At 64.3% G+C, this 19,374-nt stretch carries 18 protein-coding genes; 9 read left to right on the top strand and 9 right to left on the bottom strand.

Translation table 11 applies throughout. The features are described from left to right. Positions 1–124: 124 nt before the first annotated feature. Positions 125–1,777 (bottom strand): DNA repair protein RecN, encoded by a 1,653-nt coding sequence (recN, locus tag HWX53_RS03765; RefSeq protein ID WP_175939496.1) that lies wholly within the window; start codon positions 1,775–1,777, stop codon positions 125–127. A 35-nt stretch (positions 1,778–1,812) separates the two neighbouring features. Next, positions 1,813–2,706 (bottom strand): NAD kinase, encoded by an 894-nt coding sequence (locus tag HWX53_RS03770; protein ID WP_175939497.1) that lies wholly within the window; start codon positions 2,704–2,706, stop codon positions 1,813–1,815. A gap of 186 nt (positions 2,707–2,892) precedes the next feature. On the opposite strand from HWX53_RS03770, the gene hrcA reads away from it, so the two are divergent. From hrcA to HWX53_RS03785, 3 genes are all read left to right on the top strand, one after another. Further along, entirely contained in the window at positions 2,893–3,909 is a 1,017-nt protein-coding gene (hrcA, locus tag HWX53_RS03775) for a heat-inducible transcriptional repressor HrcA (RefSeq protein WP_175939498.1), read from the top strand. A gap of 128 nt (positions 3,910–4,037) precedes the next feature. Beyond that, positions 4,038–5,105 carry a ferrochelatase gene (hemH, locus tag HWX53_RS03780; RefSeq protein WP_175939499.1) on the top strand — a complete coding sequence of 356 codons (1,068 nt, stop codon included), beginning with the start codon at positions 4,038–4,040 and terminating at the stop codon, positions 5,103–5,105. A gap of 25 nt (positions 5,106–5,130) precedes the next feature. Beyond that, complete coding sequence (locus HWX53_RS03785) at positions 5,131–5,538, top strand: RNA-binding S4 domain-containing protein (RefSeq protein WP_175939500.1); 408 nt, start codon at positions 5,131–5,133, stop codon at positions 5,536–5,538. Here HWX53_RS03785 and HWX53_RS03790 read toward each other — a convergent pair. Beyond that, on the bottom strand, positions 5,510–5,671 hold the full coding sequence (locus HWX53_RS03790; RefSeq protein WP_175939501.1) for a hypothetical protein: 162 nt from the start codon (positions 5,669–5,671) through the stop codon (positions 5,510–5,512). The two genes, HWX53_RS03785 and HWX53_RS03790, sit on opposite strands and share 29 nt — an antisense overlap. 361 nt (positions 5,672–6,032) lie before the next feature. On the opposite strand from HWX53_RS03790, the gene grpE reads away from it, so the two are divergent. The 5 genes from grpE (at position 6,033) to pabB (ending at position 12,409) form a co-directional block, all read left to right on the top strand. Further along, the gene (gene grpE, locus HWX53_RS03795; protein ID WP_175939502.1) at positions 6,033–6,635 is read left to right on the top strand and encodes a nucleotide exchange factor GrpE; all 603 of its coding nucleotides are present in this window, start codon (positions 6,033–6,035) and stop codon (positions 6,633–6,635) included. Between the two features lie 19 nt (positions 6,636–6,654). After that, positions 6,655–7,050 (top strand): thioredoxin family protein, encoded by a 396-nt coding sequence (locus HWX53_RS03800; RefSeq protein ID WP_175939503.1) that lies wholly within the window; start codon positions 6,655–6,657, stop codon positions 7,048–7,050. A 179-nt stretch (positions 7,051–7,229) separates the two neighbouring features. Continuing rightward, entirely contained in the window at positions 7,230–9,182 is a 1,953-nt protein-coding gene (gene dnaK, locus HWX53_RS03805; protein ID WP_175939504.1) for a molecular chaperone DnaK, read from the top strand. Between the two features lie 268 nt (positions 9,183–9,450). Then, on the top strand, positions 9,451–10,587 hold the full coding sequence (gene dnaJ / locus HWX53_RS03810) for a molecular chaperone DnaJ (protein WP_175939505.1): 1,137 nt from the start codon (positions 9,451–9,453) through the stop codon (positions 10,585–10,587). A 22-nt stretch (positions 10,588–10,609) separates the two neighbouring features. Beyond that, positions 10,610–12,409: an aminodeoxychorismate synthase component I gene (pabB, locus tag HWX53_RS03815; RefSeq protein WP_175939506.1), complete on the top strand. Its 1,800-nt coding sequence runs from the start codon at positions 10,610–10,612 to the stop codon at positions 12,407–12,409. 6 nt (positions 12,410–12,415) lie between these two features. On the opposite strand, the gene dgoD is transcribed toward pabB, so the two are convergent. Beyond that, positions 12,416–13,564 (bottom strand): galactonate dehydratase, encoded by a 1,149-nt coding sequence (gene dgoD / locus HWX53_RS03820; RefSeq protein ID WP_175939507.1) that lies wholly within the window; start codon positions 13,562–13,564, stop codon positions 12,416–12,418. A gap of 191 nt (positions 13,565–13,755) precedes the next feature. Here dgoD and HWX53_RS03825 point away from each other — a divergent pair, with 191 nt between their 5' ends. After that, on the top strand, positions 13,756–14,391 hold the full coding sequence (locus HWX53_RS03825) for an FCD domain-containing protein (protein WP_244139991.1): 636 nt from the start codon (positions 13,756–13,758) through the stop codon (positions 14,389–14,391). Between the two features lie 68 nt (positions 14,392–14,459). On the opposite strand, the gene gloA is transcribed toward HWX53_RS03825, so the two are convergent. The 5 genes from gloA to glyS form a co-directional block, all read right to left on the bottom strand. Continuing rightward, complete coding sequence (gene gloA / locus HWX53_RS03830; protein ID WP_175939508.1) at positions 14,460–14,846, bottom strand: lactoylglutathione lyase; 387 nt, start codon at positions 14,844–14,846, stop codon at positions 14,460–14,462. 84 nt (positions 14,847–14,930) lie between these two features. Beyond that, positions 14,931–15,812 carry a SprT family zinc-dependent metalloprotease gene (locus HWX53_RS03835; protein ID WP_175939509.1) on the bottom strand — a complete coding sequence of 294 codons (882 nt, stop codon included), beginning with the start codon at positions 15,810–15,812 and terminating at the stop codon, positions 14,931–14,933. Between the two features lie 87 nt (positions 15,813–15,899). Continuing rightward, complete coding sequence (locus HWX53_RS03840) at positions 15,900–16,673, bottom strand: lysophospholipid acyltransferase family protein (protein ID WP_175939510.1); 774 nt, start codon at positions 16,671–16,673, stop codon at positions 15,900–15,902. A 30-nt stretch (positions 16,674–16,703) separates the two neighbouring features. Then, positions 16,704–17,255 (bottom strand): D-glycero-beta-D-manno-heptose 1,7-bisphosphate 7-phosphatase, encoded by a 552-nt coding sequence (gene gmhB / locus HWX53_RS03845; protein ID WP_159835296.1) that lies wholly within the window; start codon positions 17,253–17,255, stop codon positions 16,704–16,706. 3 nt (positions 17,256–17,258) lie between these two features. After that, a complete protein-coding gene (glyS, locus tag HWX53_RS03850; protein WP_175939511.1) occupies positions 17,259–19,358 on the bottom strand; it encodes a glycine--tRNA ligase subunit beta in 2,100 nt (699 codons plus the stop codon). Positions 19,359–19,374 lie beyond the last annotated feature (16 nt).

Below are 19,374 nucleotides of genomic sequence, written 5' to 3' on the forward strand. Positions count from 1 at the left end.
GCGTCGACCCGGCTGGCGTGCGCATCCTGCGTGAAGCGGTGACGGCGCTGTAGCGGCGCGGTGTGCGCCGCGCGTGGGCGACGCGTCAGGGGCAGGCCAGAAGCCCGCCCCCCGCCCGCCGCGCTCACGCCGCCAGCATTTCCTTCGCGTGCTTGCGCGTCGTCGCGGTGATTTCGATACCGCCGAGCATCCGCGCCACTTCCTCGATGCGCTTCGCCTTGTCGAGCGGCGTCACGGTGCTGACGGTGCCGCCCGCATCATCGGATGATTTGGCGACCTGGAAATGCTGATCGCCGCGCGCGGCCACTTGCGGCAAGTGCGTGACGCACAGCACCTGACGGTCGCGCCCGAGTTGATGCAAGAGCCGCCCGACGACTTCCGCGACGCCGCCGCCGATGCCCGTGTCCACTTCGTCAAAAATGAGCGTGGGCGTCGGACTCGCGGTACTCGCGATGACCGCGAGCGCGAGGCTGATACGCGCCAGTTCGCCGCCCGAGGCGACCTTCGCGAGCGGCCGCAGCGCGACGCCCGCGTGACCGGCAACGCGAAACTCGATCTGCTCCAGCCCGTTCGCGCCGCCTTCCGCAAGCGGCACGAGCGCGACTTCGAAGCTGCCGCCCGCCATCGACAATTCCTGCATGCCTTCGGTGACCGCTTTCGAGAGCGACTTAGCGGCCTTCGCGCGCGCCTTCGAGAGCACGTTCGCTTCGGCGAGATACGCGTCTTTCGCTTTCGCGGCGGCGGCGTTTAACGCGTCGAGATCGGCGGCGGCGTCGAGTTCGGCGAGCTGACGGCGGCGCGTTTCGTGTTCTTCCGGCAGCGCTTCGGGCTGAAGACGGAACTTGCGCGCCGTCGAATGAAGCTGATCCATGCGCTTTTCGACTTGCGCGAGCCGGTCCGGGTCGAGCTCCAGCCGCTGCGCATAGTGCGACAGCGAGTATGACGCCTCCTGCAACTGGATCTCGGCCGGTTCGAGCGAGGCGAGCGCATCGTTGAGCGCCGGGTCGATATCGGCGAGAGCGCGCAGCTTCGAAATGATGGCGCCGAGCTGGGAAATCATCGCGTCATCGGATTCGGACAGCGCGCCGAGCGCGTTCTGCACGCCGTCGATGAGACTCGCCGAATGCGACAGCCGATGATGCTCCGCGCTCACTTCCTCCCATTCGCCCGGCTGCGGCGCGAGCTTGTCGAATTCGCTGAGTTGCCAGGCAAGGCGTTCGCGCTCAAGTTGCAGTTCGCGGTCGCGGCTTTGCGCGGCATCGACGGCCTGCTGCGCCTCGCGCCAAGCCCGCCACGCGCGATTCACGGCGGCGGCCGTATCGACCAGACCGGCGTGCGTATCGAACAATTCGCGCTGCGCGTCGGGCCGCATCAATAACTGATGCGCGTGCTGGCCGTGGATATCCACGAGCATCTCGCCCACTTCGCGCAATTGCGTGAGCGTCGCCGGCGTGCCGTTGATGAATGCGCGCGAGCGGCCGCTCGAATCGATCACGCGGCGCAGCATCACCGTGTCGCCGTCTTGCGAGAGCGCGTGCTCGTCGAGCCAGCGAATGACCTGCGCGTGCGTGCCGAACTCGGCGGTGATGTCCGCGCGCGGCTCGCCGGTGCGCACGACGCTCGCATCGGCGCGCGCGCCGAGCGTGAGGGCGAGGGCGTCGATCAGAATCGATTTGCCCGCGCCGGTTTCACCCGAAAAAACCGTGAAGCCCGAATCGAATTCGATGTCGAGCGCGGCGACGATGACGAAGTCTCGAATGGAGAGATGACGGAGCATGGACGCTTCGGGAAGGGTTCGGCAAAGTTGTGCGGTCAGACAGACGAGTCCTGCGAGGGATGCTCGTTCCAGTGCAGTTTCTTGCGCAGCGTGGCGTACGTGCTGTAGCCGACCGGATGCAGCACCGGCACGGTGTGCCGGGAGCGCCGCACCTCGATGGCGTCGTTCAGTTCGACCGCGGTGAACGACTGCATGTCGAAGTTCACGTTCACGTCGCGCCCGCCGATGATCTGAATGGTGACCTTCGAGTCGTCGGGCAGCACGATCGGACGGTTCGAGAGCGAGTGCGGGGCGATCGGCACGAGCACGAAGCCTTGCAGTTGCGGATGCAGGATCGGCCCGGCGGAAGACAGCGCGTACGCCGTGGAGCCCGTCGGCGTCGCGACGATCAGCCCGTCGGAGCGCTGGTTGTACATGAAGTGCCCGTCCACCGAGACGCGCAACTCCGCCATGCCCGAGAAGCCGCTGCGATTCACGACCACGTCGTTGAACGCGAGCGCGTGATAGATCGGCTTGTCGTTGCGCACGATGCGCGCTTCGAGCAGGCTGCGCTCCTCGCGCTCGAATTGTCCCGCGAGCATTTGCGGCACGCGTTCGCGCATTTCCTTGAGCGGAATGTCCGTGATGAACCCGAGCCGCCCGTGATTCACGCCGATGAGCGGCGTTCTGTACGGCGCGAGCTGACGGCCCACGCCGAGCATGGTGCCGTCGCCGCCGAGAACGACAGCGACATCCGCCCGCGCGCCGATCTCCGCGATGGACAGCGCGGGATAGTCGGTCACGCCGACATCCTTCGCGGTGCCGGCTTCGAACACCACGTCGAAGCCCTGGTTCGCAATGTGCTCCGCGAGCGATCGCAGCGGCGCCTCGATGCCGGGCGTGTTGGTGCGCCCGACCAGAGCGACGGTCTTGAATTGGCCAATTTCCATGCCGGCATTACACCATAGGTGGGAGGCGAAAAGAACCGGGGCCGCGCGGTCTCAGGCAGCTCCGGTTTGTCGCTAGAATGGAGCGGACATTGAACGATCGGCGCGCCGCCGGACGCAGCCCGAAACGGCGCGAGCCCGCGGCGGCGGCCGTCGCCGCGCTTTGACACGTTGCGTTAAAATTTGCCCATGCTAGACCCACGTGCACAAACCCTCCTGAAAACGTTGATCGAGCGTTACATCGCCGAAGGTCAGCCGGTCGGTTCGCGCACGTTATCACGTCACTCCGGCCTCGAACTGAGTCCCGCCACCATCCGCAACGTGATGTCGGACCTCGAGGACCTCGGCCTCGTCGCCAGTCCGCACACGTCCGCTGGGCGCATTCCCACGCCGCGCGGCTATCGCCTGTTCGTCGACACCATGCTCACGGTCGAAGCCCCGCAGGACGAGGCGATGACCACGGCCGTCAAGACGCGTCTGCAAGGCGAGGAGCCGCAGAAGATCGTCGCTGCGGCGGCGAGCGTGCTGTCCAGCCTGTCCTCGTTCGCAGGCGTGATCCTCACGCCGCGGCGCAGCCACATGTTCAAGCAGATCGAGTTCATGCGGCTGTCGGACAAGCGCATTCTGCTCATCATCGTGACGCCGGAAGGCGACGTGCAAAACCGCATGATGGCCACGCAGCGCGACTACTCGCCCTCGCAACTCACGGAAGCCTCCAATTACATCAACGCGCATTTCGCGGGCCTGTCCTTCGACGAAGTGCGCCGCCGGCTGCGCGAGGAAATCGACCAGTTGCGCGGCGACATGACCACGCTGATGCAAGCGGCGGTCGTCGCGAGCACGGCCGAAACCGATCCCGGCGAGACCGTGCTGATTTCCGGCGAGCGCAACCTGCTCGAAGTCGCGGACCTTTCGTCGGACATGGCGCGGCTGCGCAAACTCTTCGACCTCTTCGACCAAAAGACGAGCCTCCTGCAATTGCTGGATGTATCGAGTCACGCGCAAGGCGTGCAGATTTTCATCGGCGGGGAATCGAATCTCGTGCCGATCGAGGAGATGAGCGTCGTGACCGCGCCGTACGAAGTGAACGGCAAGATCGTCGGCACGCTCGGCGTGATCGGCCCGACGCGCATGGCCTACAACCGCGTGATTCCCATCGTCGATATCACGGCGCGCCTGCTGTCGATGTCGCTCAGCCAGCAATAACGCGTCTTTGCGGGCATCTTGCCGCGCCGCCGAACGCGCCGCCACTAGGCCGTTCGGCCGATGCAGCGTGCTGGAACGCGCCGCTATAATGGCCGTCACCTTTCGATGACTTTCGGCCGCCTTGCCCTATGCGTTTCGACCTCGAGTTGCCCTCGCAGCCCAGCGCCTCGCATCGCGTCGCGGTGCTGCTGATCAATCTCGGCACGCCGGACGCGCCCACGCCGCGAGCGGTGCGCAAATATCTCGCGCAGTTTCTGAGCGATCCGCGCGTCGTCGAAATTCCGTCGTTTATCTGGCAAATCATTCTGCGCGGCATCATCCTGCCGTTTCGCGGGCGGGCATCGGCAAAAAAATACGCGCAGGTGTGGATGCCCGAAGGCTCGCCGTTGCGTGTCTATACGGAGCGGCAGGTCGAAGGCTTGCGGCGGCTTTTTGCGGCGAACGATTATCACGTCATCGTCGATTACGCGATGCGCTACGGCACGCCGGGCATCGGCGCCATGCTGAATCAGCTGAAGCTGGAAGGCGCCGATCGCATCCTGCTCGTGCCGATGTATCCGCAGTATTCGTCGTCGACCACGGCCACGGCTTTCGACGACGCCTTCACTGCGCTCAAGCGCGTGCGCAATCAGCCGGAGATCCGCACCATTCGCCATTACGCGGACCATCCCGCGTACATCGCGGCGCTCGCCGAGCAGGTGCGTGACTACTGGCGGCTGCACGGCCAGCCGGACTTCGCCTCGGGCGACAAGCTCGTGTTGAGTTTTCACGGCGTGCCGAAGCGGACCATGGATCTCGGCGACCCGTACCATGACCAATGCCAGTTGACCGGCTCGCTGCTCGCCTCCGCGCTGGGGCTCACGCCGGTGGAATGCCGCGTGACGTTCCAGTCGCGCTTCGGCCGCGCGGAGTGGCTGCAGCCATACACCGCGCCGACCCTCGCGGAACTGGGCGCGGCCGGCGTGAAGCGCGTGGACGTGTTCTGCCCCGGCTTCACGGCGGACTGCCTGGAAACGATCGAGGAAATCGGCATCGAAGTGCGCGACGAATTCCTGAAGGCGGGCGGCAAGGAATTCCACCGCATCGCTTGCCTGAACGCGTCGCCGGCGTGGATCAAGGCGTTAGGCGAGATCGCGGCACAACATCTGCAAGGATGGCCTGTACAGGCCACGCAACCGGTGACGGTGGCGGCCTGAAACCGCTCATCGCACGAGAATCACCATGAATTACAAGATCACGACGGAACCGGGCGCGCGCCTGCGCATCGACAAATGGCTGTGGGCCGCGCGTTTCTTCAAGACGCGCTCGCTCGCGAGCGACGCAGTGGAGAAAGGCCGCGTGAGGATCGGCGGCGCGAACGTGAAGCCGTCGAAGGACGTGCGGGTGGGTGATATCGTCGAGATCGATATCGAGCGGATCGTCTGGCAGGTGCAGGTGCTCGGCCTGTGCGACGTGCGCGGTCCCGCGCCGGTGGCGCAGACGCTCTACGCCGAGACCGACGAAGGCCGGACCAAGCGGCTCGCGGAAGCGGAACGGCGCAAGACGTTTCGCGAGCCCGCCGCCGGCATGCAGGGCAGGCCGACGAAGCGCGACCGCCGCATCATCGACAGATTTTCAGGTTCGGATTGAAGAATTCTTCGACCGTCGCGTGAACGCCGCCGTACTCGGTGGTGCGGGCGGTCAGGGCGCCGGACATGCAGATGGTCGTGGTTCCCGCGACGAGTACCAGGGCGACCACCGCGATGGCAAAGGTCAGTTTCATGGTACCCCCGGGAAACGGGAACGGCGGCTGGACGACCGCGCGAGGATCAGGAAATTGGCGACGCGTAAGCGGTTTGAAGCAATCGTAGGATTAGGGTAAACGTGCGTCCTGCGGTGCTTGATCGAAGTGTAGGTGAGCCGCTCGATTCCCTCAATCTCAATTTACGCGATGCGGCGAAACGTCCGTTACCGCTTATTTCGCGCGCGCCCGGGCTGGCACACTGACGTTCAATTTTGATCTGACAAACCCTTGAAAACTTTTCCGCTGCCCCAATTTCGGCAGCTAGCGCGAGGAAGCGCGCCGGCCTTCGATGGCTGGCGGCCTCCCGATCCATCCAATCACGGTAATGACACTCAGCGACATGGAAAACACGCAAGAGAATTCAGCGAGCCAGAACCCCACGCCCGCCGACGAAAACGCGCGCCAGGCCGCCGACTTGAATCAGGCAGGCGGGCAGGCCGCCTCGGCAGACGGCACTGCTGCGCCGGAAGCCGCCACCAACAGCACGAACGCCACCGAAACGGCACTGGCGGAAGCGCAGGCTCGCGTGGCCGCGCTGCAGGAAGAATTCCTCCGGGCAAAGGCTGAAACGGAGAACGTACGCCGCCGCGGCCAGGAAGACGTGGCGAAGGCGCACAAGTTCGCCATCGAGAACTTCGCTGAAAACCTGCTGCCGGTGCTCGACAGCCTCGAAGCCGCGCTCGCCGATCAGTCCACGGACCTCGCCAAGGTGCGCGAAGGCGTCGAACTGACGCTGCGCCAGTTGACGGGCGCGCTGGAAAAGGGCCGCGTCGTCGCGCTGAATCCGGTCGGCGAGAAGTTCGACCCGCATCGTCATCAGGCCATCTCGATGGTGCCGGCGGATCAAGAGCCGAACACCATCGTTGCAGTGCTGCAGAAGGGCTACATCATCGCCGATCGCGTGCTGCGTCCGGCGCTCGTCACCGTCGCTGCGCCGAAGTAAGCCCGCGAGGTTCGCGATCATGGCCAACGTGCCCGTCGATTCGACCGCTTTCTCCGTCTTCGAGATGCAGGAACTGGACGCCGCCGGCTTCGACGGCGGGCTGGCGTCGGCGGGCGACGAACTGGCCGTCGTGTTCTTCTGGGGCCTCGACTGCTTCAACTGCGAGATCGCGAAAAAGGCGATGCTCGCGCAGCCCGACGCCATTCGCGCGCTCGGACTGAAGTGGTTTCACAGCAATGTGTACGAGCATCGGGAGCTAGGCCGCCGCTTCATGTTGCACGGCGTGCCGACGTGGTTCTTCTTTCACCGCGGCAAGCGGCTCGGCCGCGCGACCGGCTGGCACGGTCTTGCGCAGTTCGAGGCGGCGGTCGCGGCGGCGCGCGAAAAAATCCGCGCGGCGGCGGCAAAGGAATGACGCGAGCCGGAGCGCAAAAAGTTATAGACCGCATTGCACTCAGGGTCTTGAAAACGAAACCGGCGCTCTTATCTTGCGTACAGGTATGAATTTTGGGCGTTCGGCCCGTTGAATCGGCCGCAAAAGCCGGCGTTTTCCGGCCGCAGCGCCAAAGCGATCAAAGCTAGGAGAGTATAAAAATGGGCAAAATCATCGGCATCGACCTCGGCACCACGAACTCGTGCGTGGCGCTGATGGAAGGCAATCAGGTCAAGGTCATCGAGAACTCGGAAGGCGCGCGCACCACGCCGTCGATCATCGCGTACATGGATGACAACGAGATCCTCGTCGGCGCGCCTGCCAAGCGTCAGTCGGTCACGAATCCGCGCAACACGCTGTACGCTGTCAAGCGCCTGATCGGCCGCCGCTTCGAAGAGAAGGAAGTGCAGAAGGACATCGGCCTGATGCCCTACAAGATTGTCAAGGCCGACAATGGCGACGCATGGGTCGAAGCGCACGGCCAGAAGCTCGCGCCGCCGCAAATCTCGGCGGAAGTGCTGCGCAAGATGAAGAAGACCGCTGAAGATTACCTCGGCGAGCCGGTGACGGAAGCCGTCATCACGGTTCCGGCGTACTTCAACGACAGCCAGCGTCAGGCAACCAAGGACGCCGGCCGCATCGCCGGTCTGGAAGTCAAGCGCATCATCAACGAACCGACGGCAGCCGCGCTCGCGTTCGGCCTCGACAAGGCTGAAAAGGGCGACCGCAAGATCGCCGTGTTCGACCTGGGCGGCGGCACGTTCGATATCTCGATCATCGAAATCGCGGATGTGGACGGCGAAATGCAGTTCGAAGTGCTGTCGACGAACGGCGACACGTTCCTGGGCGGCGAAGACTTCGACCAGCGCATCATCGATTACATCATCGGCGAGTTCAAGAAGGAGCAGGGCGTCGATCTGTCGAAGGACGTGCTCGCGCTGCAACGCCTGAAGGAAGCCGCTGAGAAGGCGAAGATCGAACTGTCGTCCACGGCGCAGACCGAAATCAACCTGCCGTACATCACGGCGGACGCGTCGGGTCCGAAGCACCTGAACCTCAAGATCACCCGCGCGAAGCTCGAAGCGCTCGTGGAAGACCTGATCGAGCGCACGATCGAACCGTGCCGCATCGCTATTAAGGATGCAGGCGTGAAGGTCGGTGAAATCGACGACGTGATTCTCGTCGGCGGCATGACGCGCATGCCGAAGGTGCAGGAAAAGGTGAAGGAGTTCTTCGGCAAGGAACCGCGCCGTGACGTGAACCCGGACGAAGCCGTGGCCGTGGGCGCCGCGATTCAAGGTCAGGTTCTGTCGGGCGACCGCAAGGACGTGCTGCTGCTCGACGTGACTCCGCTTTCGCTCGGCATCGAGACGCTCGGCGGTGTGATGACGAAGATGATCAACAAGAACACCACGATCCCGACGAAGCACTCGCAAGTGTATTCGACGGCGGACGACAACCAGAGCGCCGTGACGATCAAGGTGTTCCAGGGCGAGCGCGAGATGGCCGCAGGCAACAAGTTGCTCGGCGAGTTCAACCTCGAAGGCATTCCACCCGCACCGCGTGGCGTGCCGCAGATCGAAGTGACTTTCGACATCGACGCGAACGGCATTCTGCACGTCGGCGCGAAGGACAAGGCGACCGGCAAGGAAAACAAGATCACCATCAAGGCGAACTCGGGTCTGACGGACGCCGAAATCGACAAGATGGTGAAGGACGCCGAAGCCAACGCCGAGGAAGATCACAAGCTGCGCGAACTGGCCGATGCCCGCAACCAGGGCGACGCGCTGGTCCACAGCACGAAGAAGGCGGTTGCCGAGTACGGCGACAAGGTCGACGCTTCGGAGAAGGAAAAGATCGAAGCCGCGCTGAAGGACCTCGAAGAGGCGCTGAAGAACACGTCGAGCGACAAGGCGACGATCGAAGCGAAGATTGAGGCGCTGGCTACGGCATCGCAGAAGCTCGGCGAGAAGATGTACGCCGACATGCAGGCGCAGCAAGGCGCGGCGGGCGCGGCTGCCGGTGCGGCCGGCGCGGAAGCGGCATCGGCTGGCGCGAGCCAGCAGCATGACGATGTGGTCGACGCCGACTTCAAGGAAGTGAAGAAGGACTAAGCCGCAGAGCGCGTGGATGGCAACGTTCACGCGCTCGCGGTCTTTTCGCGGGCAGTTTCACGCGAAAACACCGCGGCAGGACGCGTTGAGCGTCTGACGTGAAACGCGCCTGGCGAGCCGAACGGCTCGACCGGGCACATTGTTTTTTTGGGGCGTCGCGCTGAAGGCGGGTTTTTGCAGCGAGGCGTCAGAGGTTACGCGCGGGCCGTTTGGTCCGAAGCATTCGAGAGGAACCGTCGCGGTCACTCCGCGGCGGCATGGAACCGACATGGCGAAACGGGATTACTACGACGTTCTGGGCGTTGCGAAGAACGCGAGCGACGACGAGATCAAGAAGGCGTATCGCAAGCTCGCGATGAAGTATCACCCTGACCGCAACCCGGACAACAAGAAGGCGGAAGAGAACTTCAAGGAGGCGAAGGAAGCCTACGAGATGCTCTCCGACCAGCAGAAGCGCGCCGCGTACGATCAATACGGTCACGCGGGCGTCGATCCGAACATGGCGGGCGCGGGCGCGCAAGGCTTCGGCGGCTTTGCCGATGCGTTCGGCGATATCTTCGGCGACATCTTCGGGCAGGCCGCGGGCGGCGCGGCGCGCGGCGGTCGCGGCGGTCCGCAGGTGTATCGCGGCGCGGACTTGCGCTACAGCATGGAGATCACGCTGGAGCAGGCCGCGCACGGTTACGACACGCAAATCCGCGTGCCGAGCTGGGTCAACTGCAACGTCTGCCACGGCTCGGGCGCGAAGCCCGGCACGAAGCCGGAAACCTGTCCGACGTGTCACGGCCAGGGCCAGGTTCGGATGTCGCAGGGCTTCTTCAGCATCCAGCAGACCTGTCCGAAGTGTCACGGCAGCGGCACCTACGTTCCCGACCCGTGCGGCAACTGCCACGGCGCGGGCAAGGTGAAGGAAACGAAGACGCTGGAAGTGAAGATTCCGGCCGGCATCGACGACGGCATGCGCATCCGTTCGGCGGGCAACGGCGAGCCGGGCATCAACGGCGGGCCGAGCGGCGACTTGTACGTGGAAATCCACATCAAGCAGCACTCGGTGTTCGAGCGCGACGGCGACGACTTGCATTGCCAGATGCCGATTCCGTTCACCACGGCGGCGCTCGGCGGCGAGATCGAAGTGCCGACGCTGGCGGGACGCGCGAGCTTCACCGTGCCCGAAGGCACGCAGTCGGGCAAGACGTTCCGTCTGCGCGGCAAGGGCATCAAGGGCTTGCGTTCGAGCATTGCGGGCGATCTCTACGTGCACGTGCAGGTGGAAACGCCAGTCAAGCTCACCGATCAGCAGCGCGATCTGCTGAAGCAGTTCGAGAAGTCGCTGACGGAAGGCGGCGCGCGGCATAGCCCGCAGAGCAAAAGCTGGTTCGACCGGGTAAAGAGCTTCTTCGACTGATGCAGTCGATACGAGCATTGCCATGAAAATCGAAGCACGCAGCGCGGTGTTCGCGCTGCTCGACGATTGCGACGCGACCGCCGAAAGGCGGTCGAGTCGTTTGTACGCGGACTTTTCGCACGAGCATGTGTGCGAGGACGGGCGCGAACTCGATGCGGTCTGCGCCGCCATCGAACGCGATCTGACAAGCGGACTGCATGCAGTCGTTGTCGCGGATTACGAGTTCGGGCGCAACCTTCAGTTCGGCAGCATCGGACGCGGCGGCGATCACGCGCTGCGCGTGCTCATGTTCCGCTCGTGCGCGCTGCTTTCACGCGATGAGGCGAGCGAATGGCTCGCGTCGCAGAATGCCGGAAGCGCCGAGCCCTCGGTCGCGGGCGTCGGCGGCATCGGGCCGAGCATCACGCGCGACGAATTCGATCACGCGATTGCTGCCATCAAGCAGACGCTGGAAGAAGGCGAGTCGTATCAGGTCAACTACACGTTCCGGCTGAATTTCGATGTGTTCGGCTCGCCGCTCGCGCTGTATCGACGGCTGCGGGAGCGGCAGCCGGTCAGGTACGGCGCGTTGATCGCGTTGCCGGACGGACGCGCGGTCGTGTCGTGTTCGCCGGAGCTTTTCCTCGAGAAGCATGGCGAGGTGCTGCGCGCAAAGCCGATGAAAGGCACCGCGCCGCGCGACTCGGACCCCGCCGCGCTGCGCGACGACCCGAAGAATCGCGCGGAGAACGTAATGATCGTCGATTTGCTGCGCAACGATCTTTCGCGTGTCGCGGCGACGGGCTCCGTGCATGTGCCGGCGCTTTTCTCCGTGGAGCCGTATGCGTCGGTCTGGCAGATGACCTCGACGGTCGAGGCGCGCGTCGCCCCGGACGCGTCGTTCGCCGCTATCGTGCGGGCGCTCTTTCCGTGCGGATCGATCACCGGCGCGCCGAAGTACCGCACGATGCAACTCATCGATCAGATCGAAAGCACGCCGCGCGGGCTTTATACCGGCGCAATCGGCTGGCTCGATCAACGCGGCGATTTCTGCCTCTCCGTCGCCATTCGCACTCTCGTGATCGACGCTGATCAGAAGCGCGGTGTGCTTGGCATCGGCGCGGGGATCGTGCTGGATAGCATCGCCGAGAGCGAGTACGAGGAGTGTCTTCTCAAGGCGCGCTTTCTGACCGGCGCGGACCCCGGTTTCGAACTCTTCGAGACGACGTACGCCACGCGGGATGAAGGCGTGCGCCACTACTCGCGTCATGTTGCGCGACTCGAAGCGAGCGCAGCGTATTTGGGGTTTCTCTTCGACAAGCGCGCTCTGGATGCCCAAGTCGCGCGGCAATGCGCGAGCTTCGAAGCGGGCAAGCCGTATAGGTTGCGCATCGCGCTCGACAAGAGCGGACGCCTCGCGCTGACGAGCGCGCCGCTCGCGCCGTTGTCGTCGGATACGGTGGACGTGCTGCTCGCCGCGGACCGAGGCTTCGCGCCGCAGTCATCCGCCGATGTATTGCTTCGCCACAAGACGACGCGCCGCGCCGACTACGACCGCGCGTGGAAAGCCGCCGAAGCCGAAGGCGCGTTCGACATGCTGTTCACGAACGAGCGCGGCGGACTGACCGAGGGCGGCCGTTCGAGCGTGTTCGTGAAGTCGGACGGAAAGTGGTGGACGCCACCCTTGAGCGCCGGCGTGCTGCCGGGCGTCATGCGGGCGGTGCTGATGGACGAACTCGGCGCGTCGGAACGCACGCTGACCGTGCGAGACATCGACCGCGCCGAAGGCTTGCTTCTCAGCAATGCGCTGCGCGGCGCGGTCAACGCAACGTTCAAACGCTAGAGCCGATCACCACTCCGCGACGCTGCCATCCGCGTGACGCCACACCGGATTGCGCCAGCGGTGCCCGACCTTCGCCATCTCGCGCACCTTCTCCTCGTTGACTTCGATGCCGAGCCCCGGCCCTTGCGGAATCGACACCATGCCGTCGTCGTACTTGAAGACCTCGGGATTCTTGATGTAGTCGAGCAGATCGTTGCCCGTGTTGTAGTGGATGCCGAGACTCTGTTCCTGGATGAACGCGTTGTAGCTCACGGCATCGATTTGCAGGCAAGTCGCGAGCGCAATCGGACCGAGCGGGCAATGCAGTGCGAGCGCGACATCGTAGGCTTCCGCCATCGATGCGATCTTGCGGCACTCCGTCAGCCCGCCGGCGTGCGACGCGTCCGGCTGGATGATATCGACATAGCCGCCCGCGAGAATGTGCTTGAAGTCCCAGCGCGAATACAGCCGCTCGCCGAGCGCAATGGGCGTGCTCGTCTGATTGACGATATCGCGCAGCGCCTCGACGTTCTCCGAAAGCACCGGCTCCTCGATGAACATCAGCTTGAACGGATCGAGTTCTCTCGCCAGCACCTTCGCCATCGGCTTGTGCACGCGGCCATGAAAGTCCACGCCGATGCCCACGTTCGGGCCGACCGCCTCGCGCACGGCACGCACGTTGTCGATCACGCCTTGCACCTTGTCGAAGGTGTCGATCATCTGCAATTCTTCGGAGCCGTTCATCTTCACGGCCTTGAAGCCGCGTTCGACGACCGCGCGCGCGTTGTTGGCGACATCGCTCGGACGGTCGCCGCCGATCCACGAATACACCTTGATCTTGTCGCGCACCTGGCCGCCGAGCAGCGCGTGAATCGGCACGCCGTGATGCTTGCCGAGAATGTCCCACAGCGCCTGATCGACGCCCGCGATCGCGCTCATGCCGATCGGGCCGCCGCGATAAAAGCCCGCGCGATACATCACTTGCCACAAGTCTTCGATATGGCGCGGGTCTTTGCCGATCAGATAGTCCGCGAGTTCGTCGACGGCGGCGGCCACCGTGTGAGCGCGGCCTTCGACGACGGGCTCGCCCCAGCCGGTGATGCCTTCGTCGGTTTCGATCTTGAGGAAGCACCAGCGCGGCGGAACGATAAAGGTTTCGAGTTTCGTGATTTTCATGTGAGCGTCTCCTGCAAGGGTCTCCATAGTAGCAAAAAGCAGCGCGTCTGGTCCTATTAATAGTACTATTGGCGGCAGACGCGCTTTGGGCGCCGAAGGAGTTCGAGCATAATCACGCCCGAATCAACGAGACCGACGAGGAGTGGATCATTCACCGCGATTTGCATGGCCGCGTGGCGCACGAACTGGGCATGGCCATTCTGCGAGGCGATTTCCCGCCCGGCTCGCCGTTGCCCCGCGAAGCGGATCTTATCGAACGCTTCGGCGTGAGCCGCACCGTGCTGCGCGAGGCGCTGCGCACGCTGACGTCTAAAGGGCTCGTCGAATCGCGGCCGAAGGTGGGCACGCGGGTGCGCCCGAAGGACGCGTGGAATCTTCTCGACGCCGACATGCTCGACTGGTACTCGCGCGTCGCGCCGCCCATGCTCTTTGCGCTCAAGCTCCAGGAAATGCGCGAGATGATCGAGCCGTATGCGGCCGCGCTCGCCGCTGGCAATCACGAGCCGAGCACGCTGGAACGGCTGGAGCGCGCGCATCGCGCGATGACGGAGGCGCGGAACGTCGACGAATGGGTTCGCGCCGACCTCGACTTTCACTTGTGCGTGCTGGCCGCGTGCAGCAACGAGTTGCTGGTGCCGCTGGGCGCGTTGATCGCGCGCACGCTCGAAGGCCAGTTGCGCCTGAATGCGAAGCGCGCGGATGTGTTCAACGCATCGCTCGCCGAACATACGGCCGTGTTCGATGCCATCGCCGCTCGCGACGCCGCTGCCGCGCGGCGCGCGATGGCCGATCTGCTCGGCGTGACACGCGACCGTATCGAAGCTTGACGGCAGGCGAAAAAAAAACGCGCGGCGACGAGAATCGCAGCGCGCTTGCTTTGTCGCTGAACCAGCGATCAGGAATGCTTTTCGATCAGCTCGACCTTGTAACCGTCCGGATCTTCGACGAACGCGATCACCGTCTTGCCGCCCTTCACGGGACCGGCTTCGCGCGTGACCTTGCCGCCCGCTTCGCGGATGCGGTCGCACGCCTCGGCCGCGTTATCCACTTCGAGCGCGATATGGCCGTAAGCCGTGCCCATCTCGTACTTTTCGACGCCCCAGTTATACGTCAGTTCGAGCACGCTGTTCTCGCTCTCGTCGCCGTAGCCGACGAACGCGAGCGTGTACTTGTATTCCGGGTTCTCGCTCTGGCGCAGCACTTTCATGCCGAGAATACGCGTATAGAAATCGATGGAACGCTGCAGGTCGCCGACGCGCAGCATCGTGTGGAGGAGTCGCATGGTGGGGGTCCTGTTGTGATGAACGGCGGCGCAAAGCCGCGATTGCGGGTATGCGAAATTGTACCGTTCGCTCAGAACGCGCGCTTACAGCGTCGGCAGCAGGTCCGGCGGATGGTGCTTCAACGTATGCCGCGCCTCGCGAAACTCCGGGAAGATGGATTCGACGGTGCGCCAAAAACGCGGGCTGTGGTTCATCTCGCGCAAGTGCGCGAGCTCATGCGCGACCACGTAATCGATGATCGACATCGGAAAGTGAATGAGCCGCCAGTTGAGGCGAATCTTGCCGTCGCTCGAACAACTGCCCCATCGCGTCGCCGCCGACGACAACGCGTACGCGCGAAATTCGACGCCGAGCTTTTGTGCATACACCGCGAGCCGCTCGCCGAAGATGCGCTTCGCTTCGCTTTGCAGCCAGCTCTGCACGCGGTCCTTGATCTGCTGCGCGTCGGCGAGCGCGGGCAGGGCGAGCGCCAGCACGTTGGTCTCCGCATCGAAGGACAGCGCGCTCGCGGCCGCGTTCAGCGACACGCGAATCGTCTTGCCGAGAAACGGAAACTCCGCGCCGTCCTTCCATTCGATGCGCGGCAGCGCGCGTTCCTCGACGCGCGTTTGCCATTCGGCCAGCTTGCGCAGAATCCAGCTTTGCTTGTCGACGATGGCGCTTTCGATATCCGCGATCGTCACCCAGCGCGGCGCGGTGATCGTGAGTCCGGTCGCGTCGATGCAAAAGCCGATGGTGCGGCGCGCCGAGCGTTTGAAGCGGTAATCCAGCGCCCGCGCGCCGAGCACGATGCGCCGCAGCCGCACGCCTTCGGGCAACGGCGCCGGCTTGGCGGTCGGCTCGGAAGAGGGAAGCTCGCCGCGCAGCGGCGCGGGCGCGGCGGCGGGCGCATGCTCGAACGGGAGATCGAGTTGCAGTGTATCGAGCGCGACGGCGGGGCGCTGTCGCGAGGGAGTCTTCTGCATCGGGTCGGCTTTGCGCTCGCGGCGCAGAAATGACGACAGGAACGAATAAGGCACGCCGCGGCTCTGACTTTCGAGTGCTAGGCCGCGTTAGCGACCCGCGCCCGCAGCGCCGGCTCGATGCGGCTCATTGCCCGGCGCGGCATAAGCGAGCGGATCGATACGGCGCATCTCCGTTTCGATCCAGCTCTCGACGCGCGCATTCACTTCTTCGGGCGAGAGACCGGCGGTATCGATGGGCTTGCCGATCGACACCGTGACTATACCCGGATATTTCATGAACGAATTGCGCGGCCAGACGTGCCCGGCGTTATGCGCAATCGGCACCACAGGCGCGCCCGTGGCCACCGCGAAGCGCGCGCCGCCCGTCTTGTACTTGCCTTGCGCGCCGACGCGCGTGCGCGTGCCTTCCGGGAACATGATGACCCACGCGCCTTCATCCATGCGCGCGCGGCCTTGGCGCGTCACCGAGGCGAATGCGTCACGGCCCTGCGAACGGTCGATGTGCACCATCTTCAGGAGGCCGAGCGCCCAGCCGAAGAACGGCACGTACAGCAACTCGCGCTTGAAGACATAGCAGAGCGGGCGCGGCATCAGCGCGGGAAACGCGAGCGTTTCCCATGCGGATTGATGCTTCGACAGCAGCACGGCGGGGCCATTCGGCAGGTTCTCCATGCCTTGTATCGTGTAGCGAATGCCGACGAGATACCGCAGCACGACGATCGTCGACTTGCACCAGCCCGCCGCCATCCAGTAACGGTTGTGCGCGCGCATGAACGGAAACGCGATGAAGCAGGCGGTCGCGTACGGCACGGTGTACACGACGAAGTACAGCATCAGCAGCAAAGAACGGATGAAGCGCATGAAGCCCCGAGAGTGCGTGACAAAAAGCGGTCAGTCGTGGTGCCGCGCGAGGAAGTCGAGCGCGAACGCGCGCAGGTCTTTGTGAACCTGCGTGCCTTCAGGCAAGTTGCCTTGCGCGAGCGTTTTTTCGCCCTTGCCGGTCAGCACCAGATGCACCGGAAAGCCGAGCGCCGCGCCAGCCTGAAGATCGCGCAGGGCGTCGCCGACAACAGGCGTGTCTTCCGGATCGATCTCGAAACGGTCGATGATCTGCTGCAGCATGCCGGGCTTCGGCTTTCTGCAATCGCACTGGTCTTCGGCCGTATGCGGACAGAAGAAGATCGCGTCGATGCGTCCGCCCACTGCCGCCGCCGCGCGGTTCATCTTCTGATGCATGGCGTTGAGCGCGGCCATGTCGAACAGACCGCGCCCGATGCCCGACTGGTTCGACGCAATCGCCACGCGGTAGCCCGCCTGATTCAGTCGCGCGATGGCTTCGAGACTGCCGGGAATGGCGACCCATTCGTCCGGCGACTTGATGAACGCGTCCGAATCGACGTTGATGACGCCGTCGCGGTCCAGAATCACGAGTCGTCTGTTCATGACTTACGCCGCGAGCTTGGAGATGTCGGCGACGCAGTTCATCTGCTGATGCAGCGCGCCGAGCAGGGCGAGGCGATTGTTTCTGAGCGCCGCGTCTTCCGCGTTGACCATCACGTCGTTGAAGAACGTATCGACGCTCTCGCGCAGCGCGGCAAGCGCGCTCAACGCTTCGGTGTAGTTGCGCGCGGCGAGCTGGCTTTGCACGCGCGGCGTTACGCTTTGAATCTGCGCGTACAGATTCTTCTCGGCCGGCTCCACGAGCAATTCCGCATTCACCGACGACGGTGCGCCTTGCTCCGACTTCTTGAGGATGTTCGTGATGCGCTTGTTGGCCGCCGCGAGCGATGCCGCTTCCGGCAGCGCCGCGAATTCGCGCACGGCGTCGAGACGCGCGACGATATCGTCGAGACGCGTCGGATTCAGGCTGAGAACGGCCTCGATGTCGTTGGCTTCGAAGCCGCGTTCGCGCAACAGGCCGCGCAGACGATCCAGGAAGAACGCATACACGGCTTCCGTCGAATCCGCGACTCGCGGCATGCCGGCGAACTGGCGCTGCGCGGCGGCGACGAGATCGCGCAGGTCGACCGGCAGCTTCTTTTCGAGCAGGATGCGCAGCACGCCGAGCGCATGACGGCGCAGCGCGAACGGGTCCTTCTCACCCGTCGGCGCGAGGCCGATGCCCCAGATACCGACGATGGTCTCGAGCTTGTCCGCGAGCGCGACCGCCGAGCCCACGCCGGTGGACGGCGTGTCGTCGCCAGAGAAGCGCGGCTGATAGTGCTCCGAGCACGCGAGCGCGACTTCTTCCGGCTCGCCGTCGTGGCGCGCGTAGTAGGTGCCCATCGTGCCTTGCAACTCGGGGAATTCGCCGACCATGTCGGTCAGCAAGTCCGCCTTCGCAAGACGCGCGGCGCGGCGCGTGAGCGCGGCATCGACGCCGATCATCGGCGCGATCTCGCCCGCGAGCGCTTCGAGACGCTGCACGCGTTCGAGCGTCGAGCCGAGCTTGTTGTGATAGACCACGTTTGCAAGCAGCGGCACGCGCTCCTCGAGGCGCTTCTTCTTGTCCTGCGTGAAGAAGAACTTCGCATCCGCGAGACGCGGACGCACCACGCGCTCGTTGCCTTCGATAATTTCGGCAGGCGTTTGTGTATCGATGTTCGACACGATCAGGAAACGCGAGCGCAGCTTGCCGTTCTGGTCCGTGAGCGCGAAGTACTTCTGGTTCGTCTGCATCGTGAGGATCAGACATTCCTGCGGCACTTGCAGGAACTCCTCGTCGAAGCGGCACTGATACACGACAGGCCATTCGACGAGCGCGTTCACTTCGTCGAGCAGCGACTCCGGCATCACTACGCGGTCCTCGCCCGCGAACGCCTGCAATTGCGTGCGGATGGATTCGCGGCGGTCATCGAAATTCGCGACGACATGCGCCTTCGTGCGCAGCGTTTCCGAGTAGTCGTCGGCGCTCGGAATGGCGATGAAACCCTGCGACAGAAAGCGATGGCCGATGGTCGTATCGCCCGCATCGACGCCGAGCGCGCTCACCGGCACGACGTTGCGGCCGTGCATGGCGACAAGGCGCTGCACCGGACGCACGAATTGCACGTTGGTGCCGTCCGGACGCTGATACGTCATGACCTTCGGAATCGGCAGCTTGGTGAGCGTTTCGTCGAGCGCGGCTTGCAGGCCGTCGGCGAGCGTTGCGCCGGGCGCGGCATAGCGCAGGAAGAACGCCTCGGCCTTGCCGTCCTGTGCGCGTTCGAGCTCCGCGAGCGGGAAGTCGGGAAAGCCGAGCGCGGCGAGTTTCTTCGCGAGCGGCGGCGTGGGATTGCCTTCCTTGTCGAGCGCGACCGAGACCGGCAGCACTTTTTCGCGGACCTGCTTCTCGGGCGCGACATCGCGCACGTTGCGGATCAACACGGCAAGGCGGCGGGGCGTCGCATACTGTTCGAACGATACGGCGCCTTCGATCAGATCGCGGGCGGCGAGCCGCTCGACGATGCCTTCGGCGAACGCGGTGCCGAGACGCGCGAGGGCTTTCGGCGGGAGTTCTTCGGTGAGCAGCTCGACGAGCAGGGAAGCGTGATTGGATTGCGTCATTGTTCTGTCTTGCCTC

It is taken from the genome of Caballeronia sp. BCC1704 (assembly GCF_902833455.1).
Taxonomy (GTDB): Bacteria; Pseudomonadota; Gammaproteobacteria; order Burkholderiales; family Burkholderiaceae; genus Caballeronia.

Coding starts and splice junctions, on each gene's coding strand:
- gloA (WP_175939508.1), bottom strand. CDS start 14,846: ATGCGACTCCTCCACACGATGCTGCGCGTCGGCGACCTGCAGCGTTCC.
- hrcA (WP_175939498.1), top strand. CDS start 2,893: ATGCTAGACCCACGTGCACAAACCCTCCTGAAAACGTTGATCGAGCGT.
- dgoD (WP_175939507.1), bottom strand. CDS start 13,564: ATGAAAATCACGAAACTCGAAACCTTTATCGTTCCGCCGCGCTGGTGC.
- HWX53_RS03785 (WP_175939500.1), top strand. CDS start 5,131: ATGAATTACAAGATCACGACGGAACCGGGCGCGCGCCTGCGCATCGAC.
- HWX53_RS03835 (WP_175939509.1), bottom strand. CDS start 15,812: ATGCAGAAGACTCCCTCGCGACAGCGCCCCGCCGTCGCGCTCGATACA.
- HWX53_RS03790 (WP_175939501.1), bottom strand. CDS start 5,671: ATGAAACTGACCTTTGCCATCGCGGTGGTCGCCCTGGTACTCGTCGCG.
- pabB (WP_175939506.1), top strand. CDS start 10,610: ATGAAAATCGAAGCACGCAGCGCGGTGTTCGCGCTGCTCGACGATTGC.
- grpE (WP_175939502.1), top strand. CDS start 6,033: ATGGAAAACACGCAAGAGAATTCAGCGAGCCAGAACCCCACGCCCGCC.
- glyS (WP_175939511.1), bottom strand. CDS start 19,358: ATGACGCAATCCAATCACGCTTCCCTGCTCGTCGAGCTGCTCACCGAA.
- HWX53_RS03825 (WP_244139991.1), top strand. CDS start 13,756: ATGGCCATTCTGCGAGGCGATTTCCCGCCCGGCTCGCCGTTGCCCCGC.
- HWX53_RS03840 (WP_175939510.1), bottom strand. CDS start 16,673: ATGCGCTTCATCCGTTCTTTGCTGCTGATGCTGTACTTCGTCGTGTAC.
- HWX53_RS03770 (WP_175939497.1), bottom strand. CDS start 2,706: ATGGAAATTGGCCAATTCAAGACCGTCGCTCTGGTCGGGCGCACCAAC.
- dnaJ (WP_175939505.1), top strand. CDS start 9,451: ATGGCGAAACGGGATTACTACGACGTTCTGGGCGTTGCGAAGAACGCG.
- recN (WP_175939496.1), bottom strand. CDS start 1,777: ATGCTCCGTCATCTCTCCATTCGAGACTTCGTCATCGTCGCCGCGCTC.
- HWX53_RS03800 (WP_175939503.1), top strand. CDS start 6,655: ATGGCCAACGTGCCCGTCGATTCGACCGCTTTCTCCGTCTTCGAGATG.
- dnaK (WP_175939504.1), top strand. CDS start 7,230: ATGGGCAAAATCATCGGCATCGACCTCGGCACCACGAACTCGTGCGTG.
- gmhB (WP_159835296.1), bottom strand. CDS start 17,255: ATGAACAGACGACTCGTGATTCTGGACCGCGACGGCGTCATCAACGTC.
- hemH (WP_175939499.1), top strand. CDS start 4,038: ATGCGTTTCGACCTCGAGTTGCCCTCGCAGCCCAGCGCCTCGCATCGC.